The organism is Micromonospora sp. CA-249363, from assembly GCF_050950185.1.
Lineage (GTDB): Bacteria > Actinomycetota > Actinomycetes > Mycobacteriales > Micromonosporaceae > Micromonospora.
The window spans coordinates 4,150,602-4,174,508 of the sequence record NZ_CP192020.1; the positions used below are offsets into that span (position 1 = coordinate 4,150,602).

At 72.1% G+C, this 23,907-nt stretch carries 21 protein-coding genes; 3 read left to right on the forward strand and 18 right to left on the reverse strand.

Annotated features, from left to right (window positions below; genetic code table 11):
- Nucleotides 1-20: 20 nt before the first annotated feature.
- From ACQPZK_RS18860 to uraD, 16 genes are all read right to left on the reverse strand, one after another.
- Complete coding sequence (locus ACQPZK_RS18860) at nucleotides 21-338, reverse strand: hypothetical protein (RefSeq protein ID WP_433534247.1); 318 nt, start codon at nucleotides 336-338, stop codon at nucleotides 21-23.
- Complete coding sequence (locus ACQPZK_RS18865; RefSeq protein WP_433534248.1) at nucleotides 338-793, reverse strand: hypothetical protein; 456 nt, start codon at nucleotides 791-793, stop codon at nucleotides 338-340. Before ACQPZK_RS18865 ends, ACQPZK_RS18860 begins: the two co-directional genes overlap by 1 nt.
- Nucleotides 790-1,545, reverse strand: coding sequence for a hypothetical protein (locus ACQPZK_RS18870; RefSeq protein ID WP_433534249.1), 756 nt, complete (start codon nucleotides 1,543-1,545; stop codon nucleotides 790-792). The genes ACQPZK_RS18865 and ACQPZK_RS18870 overlap by 4 nt, the downstream gene beginning before the upstream one ends.
- A complete protein-coding gene (locus ACQPZK_RS18875) occupies nucleotides 1,542-4,037 on the reverse strand; it encodes a hypothetical protein (RefSeq protein ID WP_433534250.1) in 2,496 nt (831 codons plus the stop codon). Before ACQPZK_RS18875 ends, ACQPZK_RS18870 begins: the two co-directional genes overlap by 4 nt.
- A gap of 3 nt (nucleotides 4,038-4,040) precedes the next feature.
- Nucleotides 4,041-4,727 carry a hypothetical protein gene (locus ACQPZK_RS18880; protein WP_433534251.1) on the reverse strand — a complete coding sequence of 229 codons (687 nt, stop codon included), beginning with the start codon at nucleotides 4,725-4,727 and terminating at the stop codon, nucleotides 4,041-4,043.
- Nucleotides 4,728-4,814: 87 nt separating this feature from the next.
- Nucleotides 4,815-5,102, reverse strand: a complete 288-nt coding sequence (locus tag ACQPZK_RS18885) for a hypothetical protein (protein WP_433534252.1) — start codon at nucleotides 5,100-5,102, stop codon at nucleotides 4,815-4,817.
- A 38-nt stretch (nucleotides 5,103-5,140) separates the two neighbouring features.
- Nucleotides 5,141-5,428, reverse strand: a complete 288-nt coding sequence (locus ACQPZK_RS18890; protein ID WP_433534253.1) for a hypothetical protein — start codon at nucleotides 5,426-5,428, stop codon at nucleotides 5,141-5,143.
- Between the two features lie 132 nt (nucleotides 5,429-5,560).
- A complete protein-coding gene (locus ACQPZK_RS18895; protein WP_433534254.1) occupies nucleotides 5,561-7,096 on the reverse strand; it encodes a ricin-type beta-trefoil lectin domain protein in 1,536 nt (511 codons plus the stop codon).
- 58 nt (nucleotides 7,097-7,154) lie between these two features.
- Nucleotides 7,155-8,147, reverse strand: coding sequence for an allantoicase (gene alc, locus ACQPZK_RS18900; protein WP_433534255.1), 993 nt, complete (start codon nucleotides 8,145-8,147; stop codon nucleotides 7,155-7,157).
- Complete coding sequence (allB, locus tag ACQPZK_RS18905; protein ID WP_433534256.1) at nucleotides 8,144-9,460, reverse strand: allantoinase AllB; 1,317 nt, start codon at nucleotides 9,458-9,460, stop codon at nucleotides 8,144-8,146. Before allB ends, alc begins: the two co-directional genes overlap by 4 nt.
- Nucleotides 9,457-10,629 (reverse strand): DUF6986 family protein, encoded by a 1,173-nt coding sequence (locus ACQPZK_RS18910; RefSeq protein ID WP_433534257.1) that lies wholly within the window; start codon nucleotides 10,627-10,629, stop codon nucleotides 9,457-9,459. The genes allB and ACQPZK_RS18910 overlap by 4 nt, the downstream gene beginning before the upstream one ends.
- Nucleotides 10,629-12,191: a malate synthase A gene (gene aceB, locus ACQPZK_RS18915; protein ID WP_433534258.1), complete on the reverse strand. Its 1,563-nt coding sequence runs from the start codon at nucleotides 12,189-12,191 to the stop codon at nucleotides 10,629-10,631. The genes ACQPZK_RS18910 and aceB overlap by 1 nt, the downstream gene beginning before the upstream one ends.
- Before the next feature lie 31 nt (nucleotides 12,192-12,222).
- Nucleotides 12,223-13,602, reverse strand: a complete 1,380-nt coding sequence (locus ACQPZK_RS18920; RefSeq protein WP_433534259.1) for an 8-oxoguanine deaminase — start codon at nucleotides 13,600-13,602, stop codon at nucleotides 12,223-12,225.
- Complete coding sequence (gene pucL, locus ACQPZK_RS18925) at nucleotides 13,599-14,465, reverse strand: factor-independent urate hydroxylase (protein WP_433534260.1); 867 nt, start codon at nucleotides 14,463-14,465, stop codon at nucleotides 13,599-13,601. Before pucL ends, ACQPZK_RS18920 begins: the two co-directional genes overlap by 4 nt.
- Nucleotides 14,466-14,470: 5 nt before the next feature.
- Nucleotides 14,471-14,797, reverse strand: a complete 327-nt coding sequence (gene uraH / locus ACQPZK_RS18930; RefSeq protein WP_433534261.1) for a hydroxyisourate hydrolase — start codon at nucleotides 14,795-14,797, stop codon at nucleotides 14,471-14,473.
- On the reverse strand, nucleotides 14,794-15,297 hold the full coding sequence (uraD, locus tag ACQPZK_RS18935; protein WP_433534262.1) for a 2-oxo-4-hydroxy-4-carboxy-5-ureidoimidazoline decarboxylase: 504 nt from the start codon (nucleotides 15,295-15,297) through the stop codon (nucleotides 14,794-14,796). Before uraD ends, uraH begins: the two co-directional genes overlap by 4 nt.
- A gap of 134 nt (nucleotides 15,298-15,431) precedes the next feature.
- Here uraD and ACQPZK_RS18940 point away from each other — a divergent pair, with 134 nt between their 5' ends.
- On the forward strand, nucleotides 15,432-16,985 hold the full coding sequence (locus ACQPZK_RS18940) for a helix-turn-helix domain-containing protein (protein WP_433534263.1): 1,554 nt from the start codon (nucleotides 15,432-15,434) through the stop codon (nucleotides 16,983-16,985).
- 42 nt (nucleotides 16,986-17,027) lie between these two features.
- On the opposite strand, the gene ACQPZK_RS18945 is transcribed toward ACQPZK_RS18940, so the two are convergent.
- A complete protein-coding gene (locus tag ACQPZK_RS18945) occupies nucleotides 17,028-19,460 on the reverse strand; it encodes a tetratricopeptide repeat protein (RefSeq protein WP_433539249.1) in 2,433 nt (810 codons plus the stop codon).
- A gap of 5 nt (nucleotides 19,461-19,465) precedes the next feature.
- Entirely contained in the window at nucleotides 19,466-19,921 is a 456-nt protein-coding gene (locus ACQPZK_RS18950) for a hypothetical protein (RefSeq protein ID WP_433534264.1), read from the reverse strand.
- Between the two features lie 372 nt (nucleotides 19,922-20,293).
- Between ACQPZK_RS18950 and ACQPZK_RS18955 the strand changes: the two genes are divergently transcribed.
- The gene (locus tag ACQPZK_RS18955) at nucleotides 20,294-21,151 is read left to right on the forward strand and encodes an FAD binding domain-containing protein (protein ID WP_433534265.1); all 858 of its coding nucleotides are present in this window, start codon (nucleotides 20,294-20,296) and stop codon (nucleotides 21,149-21,151) included.
- Entirely contained in the window at nucleotides 21,148-23,883 is a 2,736-nt protein-coding gene (locus ACQPZK_RS18960) for a molybdopterin-dependent oxidoreductase (protein ID WP_433534266.1), read from the forward strand. The genes ACQPZK_RS18955 and ACQPZK_RS18960 overlap by 4 nt, the downstream gene beginning before the upstream one ends.
- Nucleotides 23,884-23,907: the final 24 nt, after the last annotated feature.

Here is a 23,907-nt window from a genome sequence, read left to right on the forward strand (position 1 = left end):
CGAATCCTCCGTACCCTCTCCTACTCGCTGGTCAGCTCCAGCGAGCCGCCGCCCTGCGCGTCGAGTTGCTGGAACGCGTCGGCGATGACGTGCAGGTTGTCGGCGACCCCACCGAGGGTCTCGACCGTCGTGGCGATGTCGGCGAGCTGCTGTTCGGCGGTTCCGACGTAGTTGTTGGCGAACGACTTGCCCGCGTCGTCGTCGCCCCAGCACCCGTACACGGCGTCGAGGTCCCGCTGCAACGCCCGGAGCGCTTCGCCGAGTCGGTCGCCGCCCTTGCCGAGCCGGTCGGCCACGCCGTGCACACCGGGAATGTCCGCGGAGGTGATCTCAGCCATCAGTGGTCCCCCCGCAGTCGTGCCTGGTCGGCCGCGGAGACCGCGCCCGGCGGCAGGACATCCAGCGAGGCACTGAGGAAGCTGCTCACCATCCGGTCCAGGTCGACCCGGCCGCCGGCCAGATCCTGGAACGAGATGCCGGGCAGCACCTCGTCGCCGGCGACGTCGGTCAGCTGGGCCAGGGATTCGACCCGGGCCGCCGCGATCGTCTCGGTGACGAGCGCGGCCAGCTCGGCCGGGGCCATCTGGCGGTACCGGGTGTTGTGGAACGTCAGCTTGAGGATCTCGCCGCGGGCGTTCACGGCGACCGAGAGCATGCGGTCCTTGGAGGTGGTCGTCGTGCCCTGGGCCATCTGCTCGTGCATGCGCCCCAGGCGTTCCCGTTCCTCGGCGAGGGTGTGCAGGGCGGCCTCGAAACCGGCGGTCGCGTCGCCGGGTGGTCGCTGGTCGGTCATGACGGGCTCCTCTCGGGGCGTACGGGTGTCGAAGGCCGACCGCGTCCCGGGGTTCCCCAACCGTCGGACGATTCGGCCCAGGGGCCGGGGTCGACCGGCGCGGTGACGACCACACGCCGCTCGCGCTGTTGCGCGCCGACCGCGCCCATGCCCATGCCCATCCCGCCCATCGGCATCATCGGCATCATGGGCGCGCCGGAGCCGGGCGATGCGGCAGCGGGCGGGCTGGGCGGGACGTCCCGGTCGGGGTCGAGGTCGCCGGCGAACAACTCGACTCCGGGGGGCGCCGATCCGGTCAGCTCCCGGCCGGTCGCGGTGATCGGGGGCGGCGGCGGCAGGTCCTGCCCGGCCCGCAGGAGCGCCGCTCCGGTGGACGAGAGGACGACCTGGCCCTGCACGTCGTACCCGTCGGGTCGCGTCTGTGGATGCGCGGCCTGGCGGGCGGCGAGGTCGCCCAGCCGGTCGCGGGCGTCGGCCAGCGAGTCGCCGGCCCGGCGCAGCGCGCTCGCGAAGTCGGTCGTGGCGAGTTGGTCGAGCACGGCCGCGATGTGGGCGGATGACGACGGCACCGAGGATGACGAGCCGGACGTCCGGCAGGCCTCGTCGGCGTCGCGCAGGGCCCGTCGGTACCGGTCGGCGAGTTCCGCGAAGGTCTGCCGACGCTCCTCGAAGCGGTCCGCGGCCGCGTAGAGGACGGCCGGCGGGGTACGGCTCAGCCGGGCGACGGCCTCCTGGAGCAACGCGACGGTCACGACGGCCGCCCGATCGCCTCGGCGGAAGCTCCGTCGCTGTTCTCCTGCCAGGCCTCGTCGTCGCCCTCCAACCAGATGCTGCGTTCCCGGTCGCGGGGCGGCTGGTGCCCGTGGCCCTGACCCATCGGCGGCATCATCGGCATGCCCTGCCCGGCGGACGGGTCGACGGCACCCGGGCCGGCCGGTCCGGCCTGCGCGACCGGGACGGCGGGACGGAGGTCGGTGAGCGGGCCGCCGGCGGTACCCACACCGCCCGGACCGCCCGCCGAGCCACCGCCACCGCCACCGCCACCGCCACCGGCGGAGCCGAGCCCGCCGGACGAGCCCGAGCCACCGCCCGAGCCTGCACCGGCGCCGGTCCCCCGCAGGAAGTCGGCGAGACTGGTGGGCCGGCCGTCCCCGGTGTGGACGCCGTTCTCCTCGATCAGGTCGTCGAGAGCATCGGTCGCGCTCTCGCGGGCGTCCTCCAGCGCCTCGATCCGGGCCTTCTCCTCGGCGCTCTCACCCGGCTGCGCCTCGGCGTCCGCGACCAGGTCGTCGAGCGCGGCGTCGACCGCCTCCCGGGCCTCGCGGACCGCGTCGTCGTGCCGGGCATCCTGAGGATCCATGGTGTCCGTGGACCGGGCCATGTCGCCGAGGCGGTCGTCGAGCGCGTCCCGGGCGTCCTCGAGCGCCTCACGACGCTGCTCCTTGGACTCGGGATCCGCGTCACTGGCCGCGTTCTCCTCCAACAGGTCGTCGATGGCGTCGGTGGCCGCGTCCCGGGCATCCTGCACAGCCTCACCGCCGGTGCTGGCGTCGCCCTTGCCCAGCAGGTCCTCGATGGCCTTGTCCGCGGCCTCCCGAGCGTCGTCGAGCGCCTGCTGACGCTCGGCGCCACTCGCGCCGGACTTGCCCGACAGGTCCGCGATGGCGTCGTCGGCGGCCTTCTTGGCGTCGTTCAGGGCCTGCTGCCGGGCCGCCTCGGACGGCTGTCCACCGCCGCTTCCCGGGCCACCGCCGGAACCGCTGGACGGGCCGGAGGACTCGGTCGGCAGGCCGCCTCCCGAGGAGCCGCCGCCCGGCATGCCACCACCGGCCGACTGCAAGCCCTCGATCGCGTCGTTCGCCGCCTTCTGCGCGTCATCCAGCGCCTTCTGACGGGCCTGCTCAGCGCCGCCGGTGCTGCCCTTGCCGCCACCCGAGCTGCCCGATCCACCGCCGGGCATGCCGCCGCCGGGACTACCAGCGCCACTGCCGGGGCCGCTGCCACTGCTCGGACCCCCGCCGCTGCCGCTGCCCTTGCCGCCACCCGAGCTGCCGGACCCGGGGCTGCCGCCACTGCCCATTCCCGGCATGCCACCGCCCGCACCCGCGCCGGAGGTCTCCCCGCTCGGCGCCCCACCGCTGCCGGACGTACCGCCGCCCGGGTTCGAGAGGCTGTCGATGGCGTCGTTCGCTGCGTTCTGCGCGTCCTGAAGGGCGGCCTGCCGCTCGGCGGCACCGTCACCGCCGCCCGACCCGGAGCCGCCACCGGAGCCGTCACCGGCACCGGAGCCGTCACTGTTCAGCGCGCCGTCGCCGAGGCCCCCGCCGGACGAGCCGCCGCTCGATCCGCCCAGGCTGTCGTCCGGCGCGGCGTCCTGGAGGTTGTCGATCGCATCGTCGGCCCGGTCCTCGGCCTCGTCCCGATCGTCCCGGTCCGACGAGGAGTCCGAGTCGGAGTCGTCGGACAACGAGTCGTCGTCCTGGCCGGACGAGGAGTCATCGTCCTGGTTGGACGAGTCGTCCTGGTCCGAGGATGAGTCGTCGTCGTCCTGGTCGGACGACGAATCGTCGTCCCCGTTCGACGAGGACGAGTCGTCCGCCGCGCTGGTGAACACGTTCGGCGGGGTGATCTCCAGCGGGTCCAGCGCCTCGCCCTTGATGACGTACTTGTCGCTCAGCGTCATCAGCAGCTGCCGCATGTGCGGCATCATGATGTTCTGCTCGACCATCTGGTACGCCGCGTCGCGGGCCTTCTGCAACATGTCCGCCGGTGGGGACATCTCGACAGCGCTGTACGCGTCGTACACCGCCCCCTCGAACAGCTTCTCCTGCTGGTCGGTGAGCTGGTGGAACGTCTCGACCGCCTCCCAGAAGGCGGTGGCGAACACCTTGATGTCGTGCCCGACGTCGCCGACCAACTGCCCGTACCCGTCCAGCCGGTCGTGCACGGCGCGGCTGTGGTTGAGCAGCTCCGTTGTCCGCTCCTGGAACGCGTCGCCCGCCTGGCCGACGAAGCCCGGGTCCAGTGCCGTCTTGATCCGGTCGAACTCGTCGTTGATGCGGGCGAGTTCGGCGGCGGCCTTGTCGAAGGCCGCCCCCGCGTCGTGCCAGGCGTTGCCGGTCTCCGCCGTGTTGTCCACCAGTTCGCTGACGTACGGCTGCAGGTCCGTCCACACGTGCAGCGAGGCGAACGTCTGCCCACGGGGGGCGGGCGTCTGGAGTGAGCCGACCGAGTCCTCGGGCATGGCCTACTTCTCGTCGTCCTCGGGCGTGACGGTCGCGGTGACGCTCGTGCTCGTTGGCACCGACTGGTTGTTGGTGCCCTCGGTGAAGAACCCGCCCTCGTAGTCGTAGTCGACGACGTCGGTGTCGGTGAAGAGCACGTCCGGGGTGATGGAGGTGTCCGGGAAGACGGTGACGTTCAGGTCCTCCGGCGCCGGCAGGGTGACCTCGATGCTGCCGTCGTCGGCCTTTCTCGCCTCACCCGTCATCGGGTCGACCTCGAAGCCGAGGCGCGCGCCGTCGCGGTTGACGTTGTCGCCGGTGTCGTACGTCTCCTCGCCGTCGGCGGGCGGGATGGTGAGGCCGCCGACCGATGCGGTCCAGGTCTCGATCTCGTCGACGGCCTTGCCCTGCAACGAGTCGCCGTTGGCCTGGTCCTGCTGCTCGAAGATGTCGGCGATGGTGCGCAGCCGGGTGCCGAGCGCCTCGAAGGACGCCTGCAGGTCGAGGGCGTGCTGGCGCAGGCCGGCCCCGCGGTCGGCGACCATGGCCTCGAGCCACTGGGCGGCGTCCAGCTTGCCGGCTTCCAGCGCGCTGGTGTCCGCCGCCGTCTCGAAGATCGTCATGCTGCCGTCGGTCATGAGGTCCTCGATCTGTCTCGCCGCGTCGCGCAACGCCGCGAGGTCGATCTCGGTGCTGTCCGAGCTGGCCATTGCTCACTGCTCCTTTCCGGGCCGAGGCCGAGGTGTGCGTCGCGCGGTGCGGGCGGCGGCGGAGAAACTCCCCGCCGCCCCTGCGGTCTACCGGGAGCCGAGCTTCCTGTCGGTGGCCTGGTAGTCGGCGAACTTCTCGGCCAGATCCTTGCTGCGCAGGAGGGTGGCGTCGTTCAACTCGGTGATCCCGTCCCGGACCTTCTGGGCCTTCAGGTCGTAGGCGTCGACGTAGTCACCGTTGAAGGCGAGAACCCGCTTCGCCTCCTGCTCCAGAACGTCCAACTGGCTGATCACGTTGTCGCTGATGCGCTTCATCTCGTCATAGGCGAGGTCCATGGAGTTGTAGTCGTACTTGATGTAATCCGGGTCCGTCATGGAGGATGCTCCTTCTTGAGATCTGCGAGGGACAGCGATCAGGAGAGCGAGCCGCCCTGCTCCTGGTTCAGCCGTTCCAGTTCCGTCTTGCACTCACGCAGGAACTGCTCGCAGGCGTCGAGATCCTTGAGAATGGCGATCATGTCCGTGCTCCAGGCATCCTGGACTTCGTTCAGCTTCTGCATGAGAAAGCCGCTGTTTGTCGTAACGAGGACGTTGACCGTGTCGTCGAGACCCCTGCGCTGACTGTCAAGGTCCTGCTCGGCGGCCTGGTGGTTGTCGGCCGCCGTCTCGACGTCCTCCGGTCTGATATCGGTGATCGCCATAATGGCTGCCTCCTCTGGGCCGGTGATCGTTGGCACCGGTAGACAACCAGCCGGCGGACGGTCGCGGGACCGCCCGGGAGGCTCGCGAGCCGTTCTGCGGGGATTTCCCTCACCCGGATCCAGGCGGCCGGATCAGGTGGTCGGCCGCCAGGTCTGGTCGGCGTCGTAGTTGCAGGTCCAGATGGCCGTGGTCGCCAGGTCCCAGCCGATGTCCACGCACATGCCGCCGTTCACCGGGCTGACCAGGGCGTCGTCGCGGAGGGTCCAGCGCTGGGTGGCGGCACCGTCGCAGGTGGCGGTCTGCACGAGGGTGCCGTCGGTGACGCCGCTGTCGTTGACCTCGAGGCAGAGCCCGCTGCGGGCGGACCGGATCGTGCCGTCGGACCGCACGTTCCACCGCTGCGACACCTTGTACGGGTCACACGGCGCGATCCGGGACGCGAGCAGGTTGGTGGCGGCGCCCGCGTCCAGGCACTGACCGGACCGCTCGTGCGCGAACATCGTCCCGGACGGCTTGCGGCTCGGCGTGGGCTTGGGTGCCACCGGCTTCGGCGACGCGGGAGGCGGCGTGCTCGCCCGCCGTGTCGGGGTGGCCGCCGGTGGCTTCGACGGGGCTACCGGGGCGGACGGCGAGGGCGAGACCACCGGCACGACGCCGAGGCGGGTGTCGAGGCGGTAGTAGTCGGTGTACCGGCGGACCTGTTCCAGGAAGGACAGTGTCCTGGCGTCCGGTACGCCCCCGGCGCGTCGGACGGTGTCCTCGCCGGCCCGCCACGCGGCGAGCGCGAGCAGGTACGGGTCACCCGGCAGTCCGGCCAACTCCTTCGTCAGCCGGCACATCGCGAGAGCGAGCACGCCGACCGCGTCCTCGGCCTTCGACGCCGAGGCGTCGGCGGGCGCGTACCGCCGCCACAGCTCCGGCGGCACGCCGGCGACGCCGCCCGGTCCGTCCGCCCGGAACCCGGACACGGCCATCATCTGACCGGCGAGCGCGGCGGCGGGCACCTGCGAGCACCGCCGGCCGGCGGCGGCGATGACGGGCGCGAGCGCCTGGGGCAGGGGTACGGCGTCTGGTGCCGTCCCGGCGCTGAGGGTCAGTGCACCGGCGTCCGCGAAGTGCGGCAGGCCCTGGTAGTAGGTGGCGTAGCCGGCGGCCCGGTCGACGTACTCGGTTGCCGAGTCGGGGACCCGGCCGGCCCTGGTCACCGCCGGGACACCGGCCCGGAAACCGGCCAGCGACAGCCGCCACGGGTCGCCCTGCACGCCGGCCTGCCGGATCTCGCCGCCGAGCTGGCACATCAGGTGCGACAGCGCGGCCACGGCGGCGCTCGGGTCGGTACGCTGCGCGCCCGTCCAGGGTGCCCAGCGTTGCCACTGCTGGTCGTCGAGGCCGGCGAGGCCCCTGCCGCCGGAGGTGGTGCGCGCCGCGTTCGCGTCCAGGCCGGACTCGGCCATGAGCTGCCCGGCGATCCGGGCCGAGGACAGCATCGGGCAGGCGTGCCCGGCGGACAGCACGGCAGACATCTGGTCGTCGGACAGCGACCGTCCGACCGTCTCGTCGTGCCGGGCGTACGCGGTCACCCCGATGCCGACGGCGGCGGCGACACCGGCCGCGACCAGGCCGGCGACCCAGCCACGACCGCGCAGAGACACCCAACGAGCCCGCACGTTCGGTCCTTCCGACGACGACGCCACGCACCTGCAACGAGATTCGCGGGCGTCCGGTTCACGCTGACGACCACCGCCTTCGCAGGGTAGCCAGGCCGGCCGGGGTGACCTCCCCGAGGATGCGGAGCCGGGCCATCCCGCCGTCCGGGTACGCGTCGAGTCGTACCCAGGTGACGGCGTCCGCCTCCGCGACCAGGAAGCGGTGCCGGGTGTCGGGTTGCAGGCGGGTCACCGGCAGCAGGTCGAACCAGCCGTCGCCGTCGTCCGGGTCGGTGGCGCAGCCGCGGACCGCCGCCGCCCCGGGCGCGTTGCCCTTGAAGTGGCTGGTGTCCAGCTCGACGAGGCGGACGACCCCGGGCGCGGCCAGGCGCAGCAGGACCCAGTCGTTGCCGTCGTCGCGGCGGCGGGCGGTCTCCCAGCCATCCCCCATGGTGCGTGCCCGGCCGGGGGCGATGAGGTTGTGGGGCGTGCCGTAGAACATGTCGCTGCATTCCACGACGAGACCACCATGCTCCAGGGCCGCGAGGTCGACCAGGCCGCCGGTGAGGAACCGGGGGTCGGGGGTCGCCTCGCCGTGCACCCGCAGCCGGGCGACACCGCCGTCCGGGAAGATCGACAGCCGTACGTGGGTGACCCGGTCTCCCGGTTCGACGGAGAAGACGTTGCGGGTGTCGCCGGCCAGCGCCGCCCGGGGCACCAGCGGCGTCCAGGCCGCGTCGGCAAGTTCCTCCGGCGACGGGTGCCCGTCCAGGCGGCAGCCGTCGACGGCCGCGTACGGCGGGTAGTTGCCGGTGAAGTGGCTGGTGTCCACGACGACCGTGTGCACGATCCCGGGAACGCCGAGCCGCACGATGGCGTGGTCGTGCCCGGGCGTACGCCGCCGGCGCGTCTCCCACCCCTCGTAGACCTGGCCCTTGGCCCCGAAGGTGCCCGGGGTGAACGTCGGCGGGTTCGGATCGACGAGGTGGTCGGCGGGGGCGAAGAACTCGTCGTTGGCGTGGACGACGCCACCGGACAGCGCCCGGGAGGCGAGGTCGGGAAGGTTGGTCATCGGCTGCTCCCGGAGATGAGGCGCCCCTGTGGCGGGCCGTCCGGCGACACCTGTCGACCGCGCAGCCACACGCCGCGGACGACGCCGTGCAGCGTCCGCCCGGCGTACGGGGTGACGGGGTGGCGGTGTCGCAGCGCGGTCGGGTCGACCACGAACGGCTCGTCCGGCGCGAAGGCGACGAGGTCGGCGTCGAAGCCCGCGGCGATGCGCCCCTTGGTGCCCAGTCCGGCGATCTCGGCGGGCCGCTGCGCCATCCAGCGGACGACGTCCAGCAACCGGTACCCGCGCCGCCGGGCACCGGTCCACACCGCCGGCAGACCGATCTGCAACGACGAGATGCCTCCCCACGCGGCGGCGAAGTCACCGCTCGGCGGCCTCTTCAGCGTCGGTGTGCTGGGTGAGTGGTCGGAGACCACGCAGTCGATGACGCCGGCGACGAGGCCCGCCCAGAGCCGGTCCTGGTTGGCGCGATCGCGGATCGGCGGGCAGCACTTGTACTCGGTGGCCCCGTCGGGCACCTCCTCGGCGGTCAGGCAGAGGTAGTGGGGGCAGGTCTCGACGGTGACGCGGACGCCGGCGCCGCGCGCGGCGGCGATCAGCGGCAGGGCGTCGGCGGACGACAGGTGCAGGATGTGAACCCGCGCGCCGGCGCGTCGGGCGGCGTCCAGGACCCGGGCGATGGCCTCCGTCTCGGCGTTCGGTGGTCGGGACGCCACGAAGTCGGCGTAGTGGCGCGACGGAGGTGCGGCGGTGACGGCGTCCGGGTTCTCGGCGTGCACGATGAACAGGGCGTCGACCGCGCGCAGGGCCTCGTCGAGCGCCGGCGGGTCCAGCGGTGGGAACTCCGGCACGCCCGAGTCGACCAGGAAGCACTTGAAGCCGAGGACACCGGCGCGGTGCAGCGCCGCGAGGTCCCCGGCGTTGCCGGGCACCGCCCCACCCCAGAATCCGACGTCCGCGTGCACCCTGCCGTCGGCGGCGCGGCGCTTCACGTCGAGGGCCGGCACCGACACGGTCGGCGGGACGGAGTTGAGCGGCATGTCGACGATCGTGGTCACGCCGCCGGCTATCGCGGCACGGGTGGCCGAGGCGAAACCCTCCCATTCGGTACGCCCCGGTTCGTTGACGTGCACGTGCGTGTCGACGACGCCGGGCAGCAGGGCCAGGTCGCCGAGGTCGGTCACCGGCCCGTCGGGCGTGGCGTCGTGGTCGGTCACCGCCTCGATGCGTCCGTCGGTGACGCAGACCGTCGCCGGCCGCTCACCCTGTGGGGTGACGACCCGCGTGGAGCGCAGGACGAGGTCGTAGCTCACAGCGCCTCCAGGGTGGCTCGGTCGACGCCGACCTCGTCCGGGTCGAGCGCGCCGCAGTCGAGGCCACGGCGCAGGAAACTCGCGAGCGCGTGGGCGGTCGCCGGTTCGTCGAGCACGCCTCCGGCCCGGCGGTCCAGGTACGCCGTGAGGCGTTCCACGGTTGCCGCACGGCTCTCGCGGAAGAAGGCGTAGGTGGCGGCGTACCGGGTGGGCAACTGCGCGGGGTGCAGGTCCCAGCCCTGGTAGAAGCCCCGTGTCAGGGACCGCCGGACCAGGCTGGTGTGCAGCCGCCAGGCCCGGTGCACGGCCGTCGCGTCGCCCACCGGGAGCACGTTTGACGAGCCGTCGCTGAGGCGTACGCCGGTGCCGGCGGCCGCCGCCTGCATGACGGCCTTGGCGTGGTCGGCGACGGGATGATCGAGCGACTGGTGGGCGGCGGCGACGCCGCAGGCGGCGCTGTAGTCGTAGGTGCCGTAGTGCAGCCCGACGCAGCGGCCCTGGGCGGCGGTGATCATGCGGGCGACGGTGGCGGTGCCGTCGGCGCCCAGCACCGCCTCCGGGGTCTCGATCTGCAGCTCGAAGCGCAGGCTCGCGGCCGGCAGCGCGTACGCGGCCTCCAGCGCCGCGCAGAGCAGGGACATCGCCGCGACCTGCTCCACGGCCCGGACCTTCGGCAGGGTGATGACGAAGCCGGGTGGGGGCGGGCCGAGCGCGTCGAGGAACACGTCGAGGGTGCGAATCGCCCGGTCCCTGCTGTCGGGGTCGAAGCTCTTGCAGCGCAGCCCGACGAACGCGGGGCGCGGGCCGTCCCGCAGCGCCGTCGCGGCGACGCGGGCGGTCTCGTCCTCCTCGTCGTCGTCGCGTACGCCGTAGCCGTCCTCGAAGTCGAGCCGGAGATCCTCGATGGGCTCGGTGGACACCTTCGCCACCACACGGTCGCGCAGCTCCACCGGAAACGGCAGGGGTGGGCACGCGTCGAGCGCGTCGAGTGCCTGCTCGCCCCACCGCCGGCACAGGTCCGGGGTGTACCGGTCCGCCGGCACGTACACGGTGTGCACCGGCTGCCGGCCGGGGGCCTCGCCGGGGTACCGCCGCCGCAGCGCCTCGTCGACCGGCGCGAGCCGACGGTCGAGTTCGAGGCCGGTCCGCTCGTGGAGTCGGCGGCCCATCAGTCGACGACCTCGTACGCGGGCACCGTGAGGAAGTCGACGAACTCGGGATCCAGCGCGCCCCTCTCGACGAGGGCGCGGGCGTCCGGCCACCGTCCGGCCGTGTAGTCGGCCTCGCCCACGGCGTGCCGGATTCCGGCCAGTTCCTCCCCCACGACGCGTCGGACGAGGTCCGCGGTGACCGTCTCGCCGGTGTCGGCCAGCCGGACGCCCTGGTGCGCCCACTGCCAGACCTGGGCGCGGGAGATCTCGGCGGTGGCCGCGTCCTCCATGAGGTTGTTGATGGCGACGGCCCCGACGCCCCGAAGCCAGGCCTCCAGGTAGCGCAGCGCGACCGAGACGTTGGTGCGCAGCCCGGCCGAGGTGACCTCGCCGCCCGCGACCGTGAAGTCGAGCAGCCGGTCGGCGGGCACGCGCACGTCGTCGCGCGTGCAGTCCAGCTGGTTGTCCCGCTGCCCGAGGACGCCGTCGAAGACCTCCCGGCAGACCGGCACCAGCGCGGGGTGGGCCACCCAGGAGCCGTCGAAGCCGTCGCTCGCCTCGCGTTCCTTGTCCGCGCGGACCTGCGCGAAGGCCGCCGCGTTCCGCTGCGCGTCACCGCCGGGAATGAAGGCCGACATGCCGCCGATCGCGACCGCGCCGCGGCGGTGACAGGTCGCGACGAGCAGATCGGTGTACGCGCGAAGGAACGGCGCGGTCATCGTGATCGCGGCACGGTCGGGCAGGACGGTGCGCTCGCGGAAGTTCTTGATGATGGAGAACAGGTAGTCCCAGCGGCCCGCGTTCAGGCCGGCGGCGTGCGGGCCCAGCGCGTGCAGGATCTCGTCCATCTCGAACGCCGCCGTGATGGTCTCGATGAGCACGGTCGCGCGGATCGCGCCGCGCCCGATCGCGAGCGTGTCCTCGGCGTACGCGAACACGTCGTGCCAGAGCCGCGCCTCCCGGTGGCTCTCCAGCTTCGGCAGGTAGTAGTAGGGGCCGGTACCCCGCGCGATCGACTCCCGCGCGTTGTGGAAGGCGTGCAGGCCGAAGTCGACGAGCGCGCCGGCGGCCGGCACGCCGTCGACCAGCACGTGACGCTCGTCGAGATGCCAGCCCCGTGGTCGTACGACGATGGTGGCGAGCGGCCCGTCGGCGCGCAGGGCGTAGTGCCGCCCGTCCGGCGCGTCGTGGGTGATCGTGGCGCGTACGGCGTCGTACAGGTTGACCTGCCCGGCCACGACGTTGGCCCAGTGCGGAGTGTTGGCGTCCTCCAGGTCGGCGAGCCAGACCTGCGCCCCGGAGTTGAGCGCGTTGATGGCCATCTTGCGGTCGGTGGGTCCGGTGATCTCCACGCGACGGTCGACGAGGCCGGGCGGCGGCGGGGGCACCCGCCACTCGGACTCACGGATGTCCTTCGTCTCGGTCAGGAAGTCGAGTCGGCCGGTCCGGGCGATCTCCGCCCGTCGTCGGGCGCGACGGGCGAGCAGTTCCGCACGGCGGGCCCCGAAGCGCCGGTGCAGCTCGCTGACGAACTCCAGCGCCTCGGGGCTGAGGATGTCCGGTTCGGTCGTCGTCGGCACGTCCACTCCTGTCCTTGCTGTCGGTACGCCGTCACGGGGTCGCGCCGCGCAGCCGAACCGCCGCGCGTCGGGCCCGCAGGAGCAGGTCCCGTTCGTCGACGGTGGTCAGGCGGCCGCCTTCGACGACCGGTCGCCCGCCGACGAGCAGCAGCTCCACCGGCGGCGGCGCGCCGAGGACGAGGGCGGCGACCGGATCGGCGATGTCGGCGTGCCCGAGCCCGTCGAGTCGCCAGAGCGCCACGTCGGCCAGCTTGCCCACCTCCAGTGAGCCGATCTCGTCCGCGCGGCCGAGGCAGCGAGCACCGCCACGGGTGGCGAGGGTGAGCGCCTCGCGCGCGGTCAGGGCGGTGGGCCCTCCCCGTAGGCGGGCCACCAGCAGGGCCTGGCGCACCTCGGCGACCATCTGTCCGGCCTCCTGCGAGGCGGCGCCGTCGACGCCGAGCCCGACGGACGCGCCGGCGTCGAGCAGGTCCCGCACGGGAGCGATGCCCGCGCCGAGCCGGGCGTTGGAGCTGGGGCAGTGGGCCAGCGACGTTCCGGTCGCGGCCATCCGCCCGATGGCGTCGGCGTCCAGGTGCACACCGTGCGCGAGCCAGACGTCGTCGCCGAGCCAGCCGAGCCGCTCGGCGTACTCGGCGGGCGAGCAGCCGTGCGTGGCCCGGCAGTAGTCCTCCTCGTCGACGGTCTCGGCCAGGTGGGTGTGCAGCCGGACGCCCCGGTCCCGCGCCAACGCGGCGGCGTCGCGCATCAGCCGTTCACTCGCGGAGAACGGGGAGCAGGGGCCGACCGCGACCCGGACCATCGCGTCGGGCGCGGGATCGGAGAAGCGGTCGATCGCGTCAACGGTCGCGGCCAGCGCGGCGTCGGTGTCCTCCACGAGATGGTCCGGAGGCAGACCGCCGGCGGACGCCCCGAGATCCATGGAGCCACGGACGGGGTGAAAGCGCAGCCCTACCCGACCCGCCTCGGCCACCTCCGCGGCGAACAGGTCACCGGCTCCCGCCGGGAACACGTAGTGGTGGTCGGTGGTCGTCGTGCAACCGGACAGCGCGAGCCAGCCCAGTCCGGCGCCGACGGCCGCCGACACGTCCTCCTCGCCGATGCGCGCCCACACCGGGTACAGGTCGGTGAGCCAGCCGAACAGGTCGGCCTGCTGCGCCAGACCCCGGGTGACCCACTGGTAGAGGTGGTGGTGGGTGTTGACCAGCCCCGGGGTGGCGAGGCAGCCGGTGCCGTCCACGCGCGTGACCCGCACGGCCTCGTCCGTACCCGCCGCCGGGCCGGCCCCGACGGCGACGATCCGTCCACCCTCGACGACGAGGTGGCCGCTCTCGTACTCGCGGCCCGTGCCGTCGACCGTCGCGACCGCACAGCCCTCGATGACGATGCGCTCCGGCCGGGGCGGGCTCACGAGTCCCACCACGACTCGACCCACCGTGGCGCGTCGTCGCGGCGCACCGCGCCCTCGATCAGCCCGTACGGGCGGTCGGGCGCCTGGAAGACCTGGTCGGGGTTGTCGAGCCCGAAGGGCGCGAGGTCGACGAGGAAATGGTGCTTGTTGGGCAGCGACATCCGCACCTCGGTGATCTCCGGCCGGTGTTCGAGGACCCGCTGCCCCATCGCGTACAGGGTCTGTTGCAGGGACCGGCTGTACGTGTCGACGAACGCCTCGACGAGGTGCCGTCGTACCTCGCCGAACGAGGCCTCCCAGTCGTCGCTTTCGCTCGTCGCGTGTCGCCAGCGGGCGTCCACCGCCGTGGCCAGGATCCGGTCGTGCGCCTCGGGCAGCGTCGTGTACTCGTCGCGGACGAAGCCGAAGAACTCCGAGTCGGTGGTGTTCATCAGCACCATCCCGGTCAGCCCGGAGACGACGACGGCGTCGGACCCGTCGACGGTGACCGTCGCCGTCCGCGTCTCCGCCGCCGAGCGGGCGAAGGAGTGCCCGCCCAGGCGCGTCCAGGCGTGCTCGTGGATGTCGACGGTCGCCCGGGTGACGGCGGGCTGCGACTCGACGAAGTGCCGTGCCAGGCGCAGCCCGAAGTCCTCGATCGCGCCGACGCCGTGGCGACGGGCGAAGGCGTACACCGTGTTCTTCTGGCTGTCGGTCGGCAGGACCTTGCTGTTGTCGCCGGTCAGGTGGGTGTCGGCCAGGTCGCCGGCGAGCGCGACGCCGACCGTCAGGTCGGTCAGGTCGTGCCGTTCGCCGTGGCGGACGACGTGGACCAGCCGCACTTCGGCCTTGCCGTACTGGTGGGGACCGAGAACAACGTCCAACGGGGTCAACTCCCTCGATACGTCGAATAGCCGTACGGGCTCAGCAGCAGGGGCACGTGCACGTGCCGCCAGACATCCGTGACCACGAACACCACCGAGACCTCCGGGAAGAACGCCCCGAGGCCGAGATAGCCGGCGGTGTCGAAGCGGAGTCGGTACGTCCCCCGGGCCCAGCGCCGCTTGGGCACCCAGTCGCGCAGCCGCCCGTCGGGGTCGGTACGCCCCGTGGCGACGTCGATCCACCGGTCGCCGGTCCAGCGGTACAGGTGCACCGCCACCCCCTGGGCCGGTTCTCCCCGGGCGGTGTCGAGGACGTGCGTGGAGAGGCTCACTCGTCCATCAGCCTCGTCAGTCGCAGCGCCGTGATCCGTGTCAACTCGCTCCGGACCACCTCCCGCTCCGCCTCCTCGTCGTTGGCGAGCCGGGCGGTGGCGGCGGCGACGATCTCGGCGGACGACCGTCCGTTCGCGAAGATCAGGAAGAGGTGCCCGAAGCGGGCCTCGTAGGCGCGGTTGACCTCGTGCAGGGCTCGTCCGGTCACCTCGTCGTCGTCCGCGACGCCGGCCTGCTCACGGCGGGACCAGGCGGCATCGCGCCCGTCGCCGTCGGCCCGTTGCCCGATCCGCGGATGCGCCGCCAGCGCCTCGGCGATGTCGGGCCAGGGCAGGGCGGCGAGCGTCGCGGATCCCCCCGCGACCAGCTCCCCCGGGGTGGCGTAGGGACGGGAGGCGACCACGGCCCGCGCCCACGACGGCGACGCGCAGCAGGCCGACAGCTCCCGCTCGGCGTCCGCCGCCGGCAACGCGTTGAACCACGTCAGACGCTCGTGCACCGGACCTCCCCTCCACCCTGCGGTGGCGGTAGTCAAACAGCGACATCGACCCGGGTGCATTGGGTGAGCGAACCGAACTTGAAACATTGCCGCCCTACGGTCTCTGGAGCTTCCTCCAAGGCAAGGAGTTGTCGATGCGACTCAGCGACCTCCTGGGCCAGGCCGGCCTCAAACTGACGTTGCTCAGCGGCCACAGCCAGGGCGAGCGGGTGATCCAGCAGTTCTTCACCACCGACCTGCTCGACCCGAGCCGGTACCTGTCCGGCGGCGAGGTGGTGCTCACCGGTCTCATGTGGAGACGCGGTCCGACGGACTCCGAGGTGTTCGCGGCGGCCGTCGCGCGGGCTGGCGTCAGCGCGGTCGGTGCCGGCGCGGCGGCGTTCGGCACCGTCCCGGCTGACGTCGTCGAGGCGTGCGCACGTCACGACATCCCCGTGTTCGAGGTACCCGTCGAGGTGTCCTTCACCGTCATCAGCGATGCGATCGGCACCGCCCTGCGGGTCGAGAGAGCCACCGGACTGGCCGCGACCGTGCATCGACACCAGGGTCTGATCGCGGCGCTCACCGAGGACGCGCACCTCGCCGACCTGCTGCCCTCGGCCGCCGCCGAGATCCCCTGCTGGGTCCTGTCGCCCACCGGCCGGGTCGTCGCGGGCACCGCACCGATCGACGGCGACCTGTGCGCCCGTCTGGCGCGTACGTTCCTGACCGCCCCTCGGCTGCCACACGTCCTCGGCGTCGGCCGGGACCGGCGCTTCTCGCTCTTCGGCGCAAGCGCCCACCCCGGCCGGCGGGTCGGCGCCTGGTTCCTCGCGTGCACGGGCGACGTGACCACCTGGGAGCCCGAGCGCCGTCAGGCCGTCGAGGGGCTGGTCACCCTGCTCACCCTCGAACGCGCCCATCTCGACCGGCACCTGCACGTCGAGCGTCGCCTCGCCGCGCTCCTGCTGCGACCGCTGGTCGGCAGAGCCGCACCCGCCGAGATCGCGGCGCGTCTCGAGGCGTGTCGTCTGGACCCGGAGGCCACCTTCCTCGCCCTCACCGCCGGCACCGCCACGGCAGCGCCCGACGACCTGGCGCTCACCGTCGTCGAGGAGGTCGTGCGGCCGCTCGCGCCCACGTCGGCCATCGCGGCCGTCGGCGACGAGGTCCATGCGGTCATTCCCATCGACTCCCCCACCGACGTCAGCCCGGCCGACCTCGTGGAGGGAATCCGTCAGTCGACGCGGGCGCTGACACCGGGTCTGCGCGGAGAGCGGTTCGCCGTCGGGCTCAGCGCCCCGGCGTCCGGGGTCGACGCGCTGGACACGGCGGTCGAGGAGGCACGCCACGCCTACCGGTACGCCGTCACCGGACAGGAGCGGGTGGCGGTGGTGTCCAGTGGGGACCTGTCCTCGCACGCGCTGCTGCTGGCCGGGGTCCCGACCGAGGCCCGGCGGGCGTTCCACCGTCGGCTGTTGCGCCCCCTCGCCGAGTACGACCGGGCCCACGACGCCCGCCTCGTGCACACCCTCGACATGTTCCTGCGCTGCGACGGCTCGTGGACCCGCACGGCGAAGGAGCTGCACGTGCACGTCAACACCCTGCGCTACCGCATCCAGCGCATCGAGCAGCTCACCGGCCGCAAGCTGCACCGCTTCGACGACCGGGTCGACCTGTACCTCGCGCTGCAACTGCAACGCCACTAGTACTCCAGCCGCATGTGGCTGATCCGGAGTTTCGACAGCTCACTACCAAGCAGCGGATTCATCCTCGAGAAGTCGCCGTACGGTCTCGTACTCTTCGAGCACCTGCGGCCTATCGCTTTGGCTCTCCTCGGAAGTGTCGATAATATTCAGTGCTTTCTCCAGGCAGTTGGCTGCGGCCTGGAAGTTGCCTTCCATTCGCCGTACCTTCCCCAGCTCGTAGAGGGTGTTGGCCTGCCCGTGCTGGTTGCCGAGGCGCTCGTAAATGGGCAGGAGCTGCCGCAGTAGTTCGTGCGCTTCCTGGTAGTTACCTTCCTCTCGCCGTACGATCCCCAGCTCGAGGAGGGTGTAGGCCTCCCCGCGCTCGGAGCCGAGGTGGGCGAAGAGGGCTCGGGCCTCCGTCTGTTTGTTGGCCGCGTCCTCAAGGTGGCCCGTCCTCCGTCGCACGGCTCCCAAGGCATAGAGGGCGTGGGCCTGTCCGAGTCGGTCGCCGAGGCAGGTGCTGAAGTTCAAGGCCTGCTGCAACATTTCGACCGCTTGGGGGTAGTCGTCGGCCCTGTACCGCAGTGCCCCTAGATCGTAGAGGGCCTTGACCTGTCCGCGCTGGTCGCCGAGGCGTTCGTAGAGCTTGAGGGCCTGCTCCAGCCGGCTGGCTGCGGCCGTGAAGTTGCCTTGCGCTCGCCGTACGGCCCCCAGCTCATAAAGGGTGTTGGCTTGTCCGAGTTGGTCACCGAGGCGTTTGTAGAGCTTCAGGGCCCGCCGTAGCAAGTCAACTGCGGCCGGGAAGCCTTTGCCTTCCTGCAGCCGCACGCCCGCCAGGCCGTGGAGGGTGTTGGCCCGTCCGAGTCGGTTGCCGAGGCGTTCGTAGAGCTTCAGGGCCTGCCGAAGCAGTTTGTCCGCTTCCAGGAAGTCGTCGGTCAGCCGCCGAACGGTCCCAAGGTCGTGAAGGGTGTTGGCCCGTCCGAGTTGGTCGGCGGTTTCGGCGGTTTGGGCGGCGATGGTGTGCAGGTGGATCGCGTCGAGCCAGGGGCCATCGGTGCGCAGGATCTGTGCGAGTGCCGTAGTGAACGCAATGATCCGGACGCGTTGAGTGGCGGTATCCGTGACGTGATCCAGGCAGGCGTGCAGGTTGGGCCGTTCGGTGCGGATCCAGGTCAAGGCTTTCGGGTACTGCTCAACCGGGGGAACGGTGGAGTCCAGGGCGGGCAGGGCGGGCCCGGTCCAGGGAATCTGGGACAGGACGGTCGCGGCTCGGGTGGCAGCGTGCTGGTAGTAGTCCAGTAGCCGGTCGAGTGCCTGGTCGCGTTCGGTGTCGGAAAGTCCGGTGGCGAGTTCGCGGGTATAGGCACGGATGAGGTCGTGCATGCCGTAGCGGCGGTAGGCGGTCTCGGTGAGCAGGTTGTCGCTCCAGAGCGCGTCCAAGTGGTTGGTGGCGTCCTGCAGGCTGGTGGCAGTCAGCGCGGCCGCGGCGTAGGGGTCGATGCTGGTTCCCGGGTGCAGTGCGAGCAGGGTCAGGAACCGGCGGCGCTGGTCGGTCAGGTAGTGCACGGACAGGTCGAACGCGGCTGCCACGGTGTTGTTTTCGGCGGTCAAGCGCAGTATCCGGGTTTCGGTCTCACAGATCAGGTCGGCCATGCTCCAACGCGGGTGCTGGTTGTAGACGCGGGCGACGATCGTGATCGCCATCGGTAGATAGCCGCAGAGTTTGGTCAGGGTTTCGATGTCGTCGCTGTCGTCGACAGTGCGTTCGGCTGAGCGGTCGAACATGTTCCGGGCTTCTCGGGGGGACAGGTCGTCCAGGGGCAGCGACCTGGTCTGTCCGGGCAGGTCACCGAGGTGGCGTCGGGCAGTGATCATGATCAGACAGGCGGGATTGCCGGGCAGCAGCGGACTGACTTGGCTACTGCTGGCGGCGTTGTCGAGGATCAGCAGCAGCTTCTTGTCCGCGGTCCGGTCGCGCCACAGCGTGGCGCGTTCTTCTAGGTGTGCGGGAAGCGAGGATACGGATAGGCCGTCGGCGAGCAGCAGCATCGCCAGCGCGCGGAATGTATCGGTGGGCTGCTGTCCCGGTGTGTGCGCGTGCAGGTCAAGAAACAGCTGGCCGTCGGGGAACCGGTCGGCAAGCTGGTGAGCTGCGTGCACGGCCAGGGCGGTCTTACCGATACCGGGCATCCCAACGATCGCGTGGATGCCGCCGATGTCCGCCTGCCGCACGGCATCGGTGATGGAGTCCAACTCGGTGCTCCGGCCGGTAAACGCCGCGGTGTCCCGAGGCAGGCTGCACGACACGCGCTCCGGCGCCGGTACCGGCGCCGGATAGTTGTGCTGGTCCCCGGCGATGTTCGTCTGGGTTCCGAACGAGGTGTAAGCGTTTCCCCCGGCACGGGCTTCGATCTTCGGCCGGTCACCATCCGCTGGAGGTGGAGGTGGAGGTTGCTGAGCGGTACCGTCCGGGCCTGCCTTACCGTCAGCGGGCATCGTGGTCACACCGGGCCGATATTGGTCTGGCTACCGCCGATGTTGACCTGGTTCCCGAGGGCGGTGTAGGCGTCTTTCCCGGCAACGATGTGGATCTGCTGGCCGTTGTCTCCCCGCAGTTCCTGTACGAGTGCCTGGTCGGCGGGTCGCAGCGCGGGGGTCAGAACCTGGTCGAGGACCTCGCGCAAGGCGGCAGCCATATCGGGGTCGGCGCGCAGCAGCCGGTGCAGCCGCGAACGCCACTCGCCGGTGAGGGCGTCCTCAGTGTCCTGGTCGCGGGCCGCGCGGGCTTCGAGGATTTCCGTGCGTAGGGATTCGAGGTCGCTACCAACGTTCTCAGCGGCCCGGGTGTCGAGGGCACGGTGCCACAGACCGGTCACCGCGTCACGGACCGAAACCCAGCCGTCGGTGGCGATCGCGCCAACCAGCGCCGTGCCGAACACGATCACAATGTCATCCATGTTGGTCCTCGCTGTCGATTTCCGACCGACTAAACAGGACCCAAGGTAACGTTCCCGCCGGGTTCGGTTCAGATCCGGGGTCGCGGCCGGGCGTGATCGCCTGAGGCGTAGCGGATCCAGGTTCCGCCGGCGTCGCGCAGGCGGGATCTGTCACGAAGACCTACCGGTCCTTCCGCATCGTGACACCAGCCAACATGCTGTAGCCGTCAGCACCCCCGCCACCGATCGCCGCCCCGCCCGCACTCGGGGGCGGGGCGCTTGGACCAAGGCGCCCGCTGTGCGAACGCCCAACTCGCGGCGGCGACCACCCGGCCGCCTTCGTGCCCTGCGCCAATGGGATGCGACCTCGCGCACTGCTGAGATGGCTGTCAGGTGAGCCGACCGGGTTCGCGGGACGGGGTGTGCGGGGTGGATCTGGACTCGGTGCGGACGGTGGTGCCGGCGGCGGCGGCCGGTCGCTGGCAGCCGGGCGACGCCTGGCTCGCCGGTGGCACGTACCTGTTCTCCGAGCCCCAGCGACACCTCCGCCGACTCCGCGACCTGACCGGCGAGGACTGGCCGCCGGTGACCGCGACACCAGGCGGCCTGGACATCGCCGCGACGTGCACGATCGCGGAGCTGGCGCGGTCCACGGTGGTGCCGTCGACGGCGCTGCGGGACCTGGTCCGCCGATGCTGCGAGGCCTTCCTCGCCTCCTTCAAGATCTGGAACACGGCGACCGTGGGCGGGAACCTGTGCACCGCGCTGCCGGCCGGGCCGATGATCTCGCTGGGCGCGGCCCTGGACGGCACCTGCCTGCTGCTCACCGCCGAGGGCGGCCGGCGTGAGCTGGCGGTCGTCGACTTCGTGACGGGCGAGGGCAGGACCGCCCTCGTACCCGGGGAGTTCCTGCGGTCGATGACCCTGCCCGCCGCCACCCTGCGCAGCCCGACCGCGTTCCGCCGGGGATCCCTGTTCGTCGGCGGCCGGTCCGCCGCGCTGCTGGTCGGCCGCACCGACCCGGCCGACGGGTCGTTCGTGCTCACCGTGACCGCGTCCACGGTACGGCCGACGCAGCTCCGGTTCGGCGCCCTGCCCACGGCCGACACCCTGCGGCAGGCCGTCACCGACGGCATCCCCGCCGAGTGGTACGTCGACGACGTGCACGGTCTGCCACGGTGGCGACGCCACCTCACCCTGCTGTTCGCCGAGCAGATCCGCGCCGACCTCGCCGGAAGGAGCACGTGGTGACCGCCGGAGAGATCGAGGTCGACGGGACCGCCTGTCCCCAGGCGCCCCGGCCCGGCCAGTGCCTGCGTACCTACCTGCGGGAACACGGCCGTTTCGGGGTCAAGAAGGGCTGCGACGCGGGCGACTGCGGCGCCTGCACGGTGCACGTCGACGGCGAGCCCGTGCACAGCTGCGTCTACCCGGCGGCCCGGGCCCGGGGGCGCCGGGTCACCACCATCGGCGGTCTGGCCACGCCCGACGGCCTGCACCCGGTGCAGCAGCGCTTCCTGGACGCGCAGGGCTTCCAGTGCGGTTTCTGCACCGCCGGGTTCATCATGACGGCCGCCGCGCTCGACGAGCGCCAGCTCGACGCGCTCCCGCAGGCGTTGAAGGGCAACCTGTGCCGCTGCACCGGCTACCGGGCGATCGAGGACGCCGTTCGCGGTGTCCGCCACGTCCGCGAGCCGGCCTCGGGCGCGGCGGTCGGGGCCAACGTGCCGGCGCCGGCCGGTCGGGACGTGGTCACCGGCGCGGCCCGGTACACGTTCGACGTCGACATGCCCGGTCTGCTGCACCTGAAGGTGCTGCGCTCGCCCCACCCGCACGCGCGGATCCTGGCCGTCGACGCCACCGCGGCGCTCGCCCTGCCGGGTGTCCACGCGGTGCTCACCCACGTCGACGCCCCCGATCGCCGCTACTCCACGGCGCAGCACGAGCACGCGAGCGACGACCCGGCCGACACCCGGCTCCTGGACGACGTGGTGCGGCACGTGGGCCAGCGGGTCGCCGCCGTCGTCGCGGACACCGAGGCCGCCGCCGAGGAGGGCTGCCGACGGGTCGTCGTGCGCTACGAGGTGCTGCCGGCGGTCGTCGACCCGGAGGAGGCCATGGCGCCGGGCGCGCCGGTCCTGCACGCCGACAAGGGCGCCGAGGCCGGTATCGCCCGGCCGGCCGACAACGTGGTCGGCGAGATCCACGCCGAGGTCGGCGACGTGGACGCCGGGCTCGCGGCGGCCGACGTCGTGCATCGGCAGACGTTCCGCACCCAGCGGGTGCAGCACGCCAGCCTGGAGACGCACGGGGCAGTGGCCTGGGTCGACGCCGACGGGCGGGTGACCGTACGCTCCAGCACCCAGACGCCGTTCCTCACCCGCCGCGCGCTGTGCCGGCTGTTCGACCTGCCACCGGACCGGGTGCGGGTGCTCACCGGACGGGTCGGCGGCGGCTTCGGCGGCAAGCAGGAGATGCTGGTCGAAGACCTCGTCGTCCTCGCCGCGCTGCGCACGGGCCGCCCGGTGAAACTCGAACACACCCGCGCGGAGCAGTTCACCGCCACCACCACCCGTCATCCGTTCACCGTCGAGGTGACGGCCGGCGCCCGTCGGGACGGCACCCTGACCGGCATCCGCCTGCGGGTCGTCTCCAACACCGGCGCGTACGGCAACCACGGGCCCGGTGTGCTGTTCCACGGCTGCCACGAATCCCTGTCGGTCTACCGGTGCCCGAACAAGAGGGTCGACGGGTACGCGGTCTACACCAACACCGTCCCCGCCGGCGCGTTCCGCGGCTACGGCCTCGGGCAGGTCAGCTTCGCCGTCGAGTCGGTCCTCGACGAGTTGGCGCGACGCCTCGACATCGACCCGGTCGCCCTGCGCGCCCGCAACGTCGTACGCCCTGGTGAACGGCTCGTTCCTCCCGCCGGCCACGACGACGACCTGACCGTGGGCAGCTACGGACTCGACCAGTGTCTGGACGTCGTCGCCGCCGCCGGAAGGGACGCCGGACCGCCCCCACCGCCCGGCTGGCTCACCGGGCACGGCATGGCCCTGTCGATGATCGCCACCGCGCCACCCGGTGGTCACCACGCGGACGCCCGGGTGACGCTGCTGCCCGACGGGCGTTTCGAGGTCGCCGTCGGCACCGCCGAATTCGGCAACGGCAGCACCACCGTGCACCAGCAGCTCGCCGCCGAGACGCTGGGCACGACGCCGGACCGGATCGTCATCCGCCAGTCCGACACCGACCTGGTCGGCCACGACACCGGGGCGTTCGGCAGCACCGGCACGATCGTCGCGGGCACCGCCGTCCTGCGAGCCTGTTCGGCGCTGCGGGACCGCCTGCTCGCGCTCGCGTCCGCGCACACCGGCGTACCGGTCGCGCGCTGCCGGCTCGTCGCCGACGCCCTCGACTGCGCCGGAAACCGGCTGTCCCTGCCGGACCTGTGGGAACTCGCCCAGTCGGTCGGTGAGCGGACAGCCGCCGACGGGCGCTGCGCGGGCACACCACGGTCGGTGGCCTTCAACACGCACTGGTTCCGGGTCGCGGTCGACCCGGACACGGGCGAGATCCGCATCCTGCGCAGCGTCCACGCCGCCGACGCCGGCACGGTCGTGAACCCCATGCAGTGCCGGGGCCAGGTCGAGGGCGGGGTCGCCCAGGCCATCGGGGCCGCCCTGTGCGAGGAGGTACGCGTCGACGCCGGCGGTACGGTCACCACTGCCGCGTTCCGCCAGTACCACCTGCCGACCCTCGCCGACATCCCGCGAACGGAGGTCCACTTCGCGCAGACGCGTGACGCCGTCGGGCCGCTGGGCGCGAAGTCGATGAGCGAGAGCCCGTTCAATCCGGTCGCGGCGGCGCTGGCGAACGCCCTGCGCGACGCGACCGGCGTCCGCTTCACCGATCTGCCACTCACCGCCGACCGGGTCTGGCTCGCTCTGCACGAGCGTGGTTCAGCACCGAGAATTACCTGATGGTCACGTGAACGGGTACGTTAC

Bases quoted from the DNA above. Each gene is read 5' to 3' on its own strand.
- ACQPZK_RS18860 (WP_433534247.1), bottom strand. From the start codon at position 338: ATGGCTGAGATCACCTCCGCGGACATTCCCGGTGTGCACGGCGTGGCC.
- ACQPZK_RS18865 (WP_433534248.1), bottom strand. From the start codon at position 793: ATGACCGACCAGCGACCACCCGGCGACGCGACCGCCGGTTTCGAGGCC.
- ACQPZK_RS18875 (WP_433534250.1), bottom strand. From the start codon at position 4,037: ATGCCCGAGGACTCGGTCGGCTCACTCCAGACGCCCGCCCCCCGTGGG.
- ACQPZK_RS18880 (WP_433534251.1), bottom strand. From the start codon at position 4,727: ATGGCCAGCTCGGACAGCACCGAGATCGACCTCGCGGCGTTGCGCGAC.
- ACQPZK_RS18885 (WP_433534252.1), bottom strand. From the start codon at position 5,102: ATGACGGACCCGGATTACATCAAGTACGACTACAACTCCATGGACCTC.
- ACQPZK_RS18890 (WP_433534253.1), bottom strand. From the start codon at position 5,428: ATGGCGATCACCGATATCAGACCGGAGGACGTCGAGACGGCGGCCGAC.
- alc (WP_433534255.1), bottom strand. From the start codon at position 8,147: ATGACCAACCTTCCCGACCTCGCCTCCCGGGCGCTGTCCGGTGGCGTC.
- ACQPZK_RS18910 (WP_433534257.1), bottom strand. From the start codon at position 10,629: ATGGGCCGCCGACTCCACGAGCGGACCGGCCTCGAACTCGACCGTCGG.
- ACQPZK_RS18940 (WP_433534263.1), top strand. From the start codon at position 15,432: ATGCGACTCAGCGACCTCCTGGGCCAGGCCGGCCTCAAACTGACGTTG.
- ACQPZK_RS18945 (WP_433539249.1), bottom strand. From the start codon at position 19,460: ATGCCCGCTGACGGTAAGGCAGGCCCGGACGGTACCGCTCAGCAACCT.
- ACQPZK_RS18950 (WP_433534264.1), bottom strand. From the start codon at position 19,921: ATGGATGACATTGTGATCGTGTTCGGCACGGCGCTGGTTGGCGCGATC.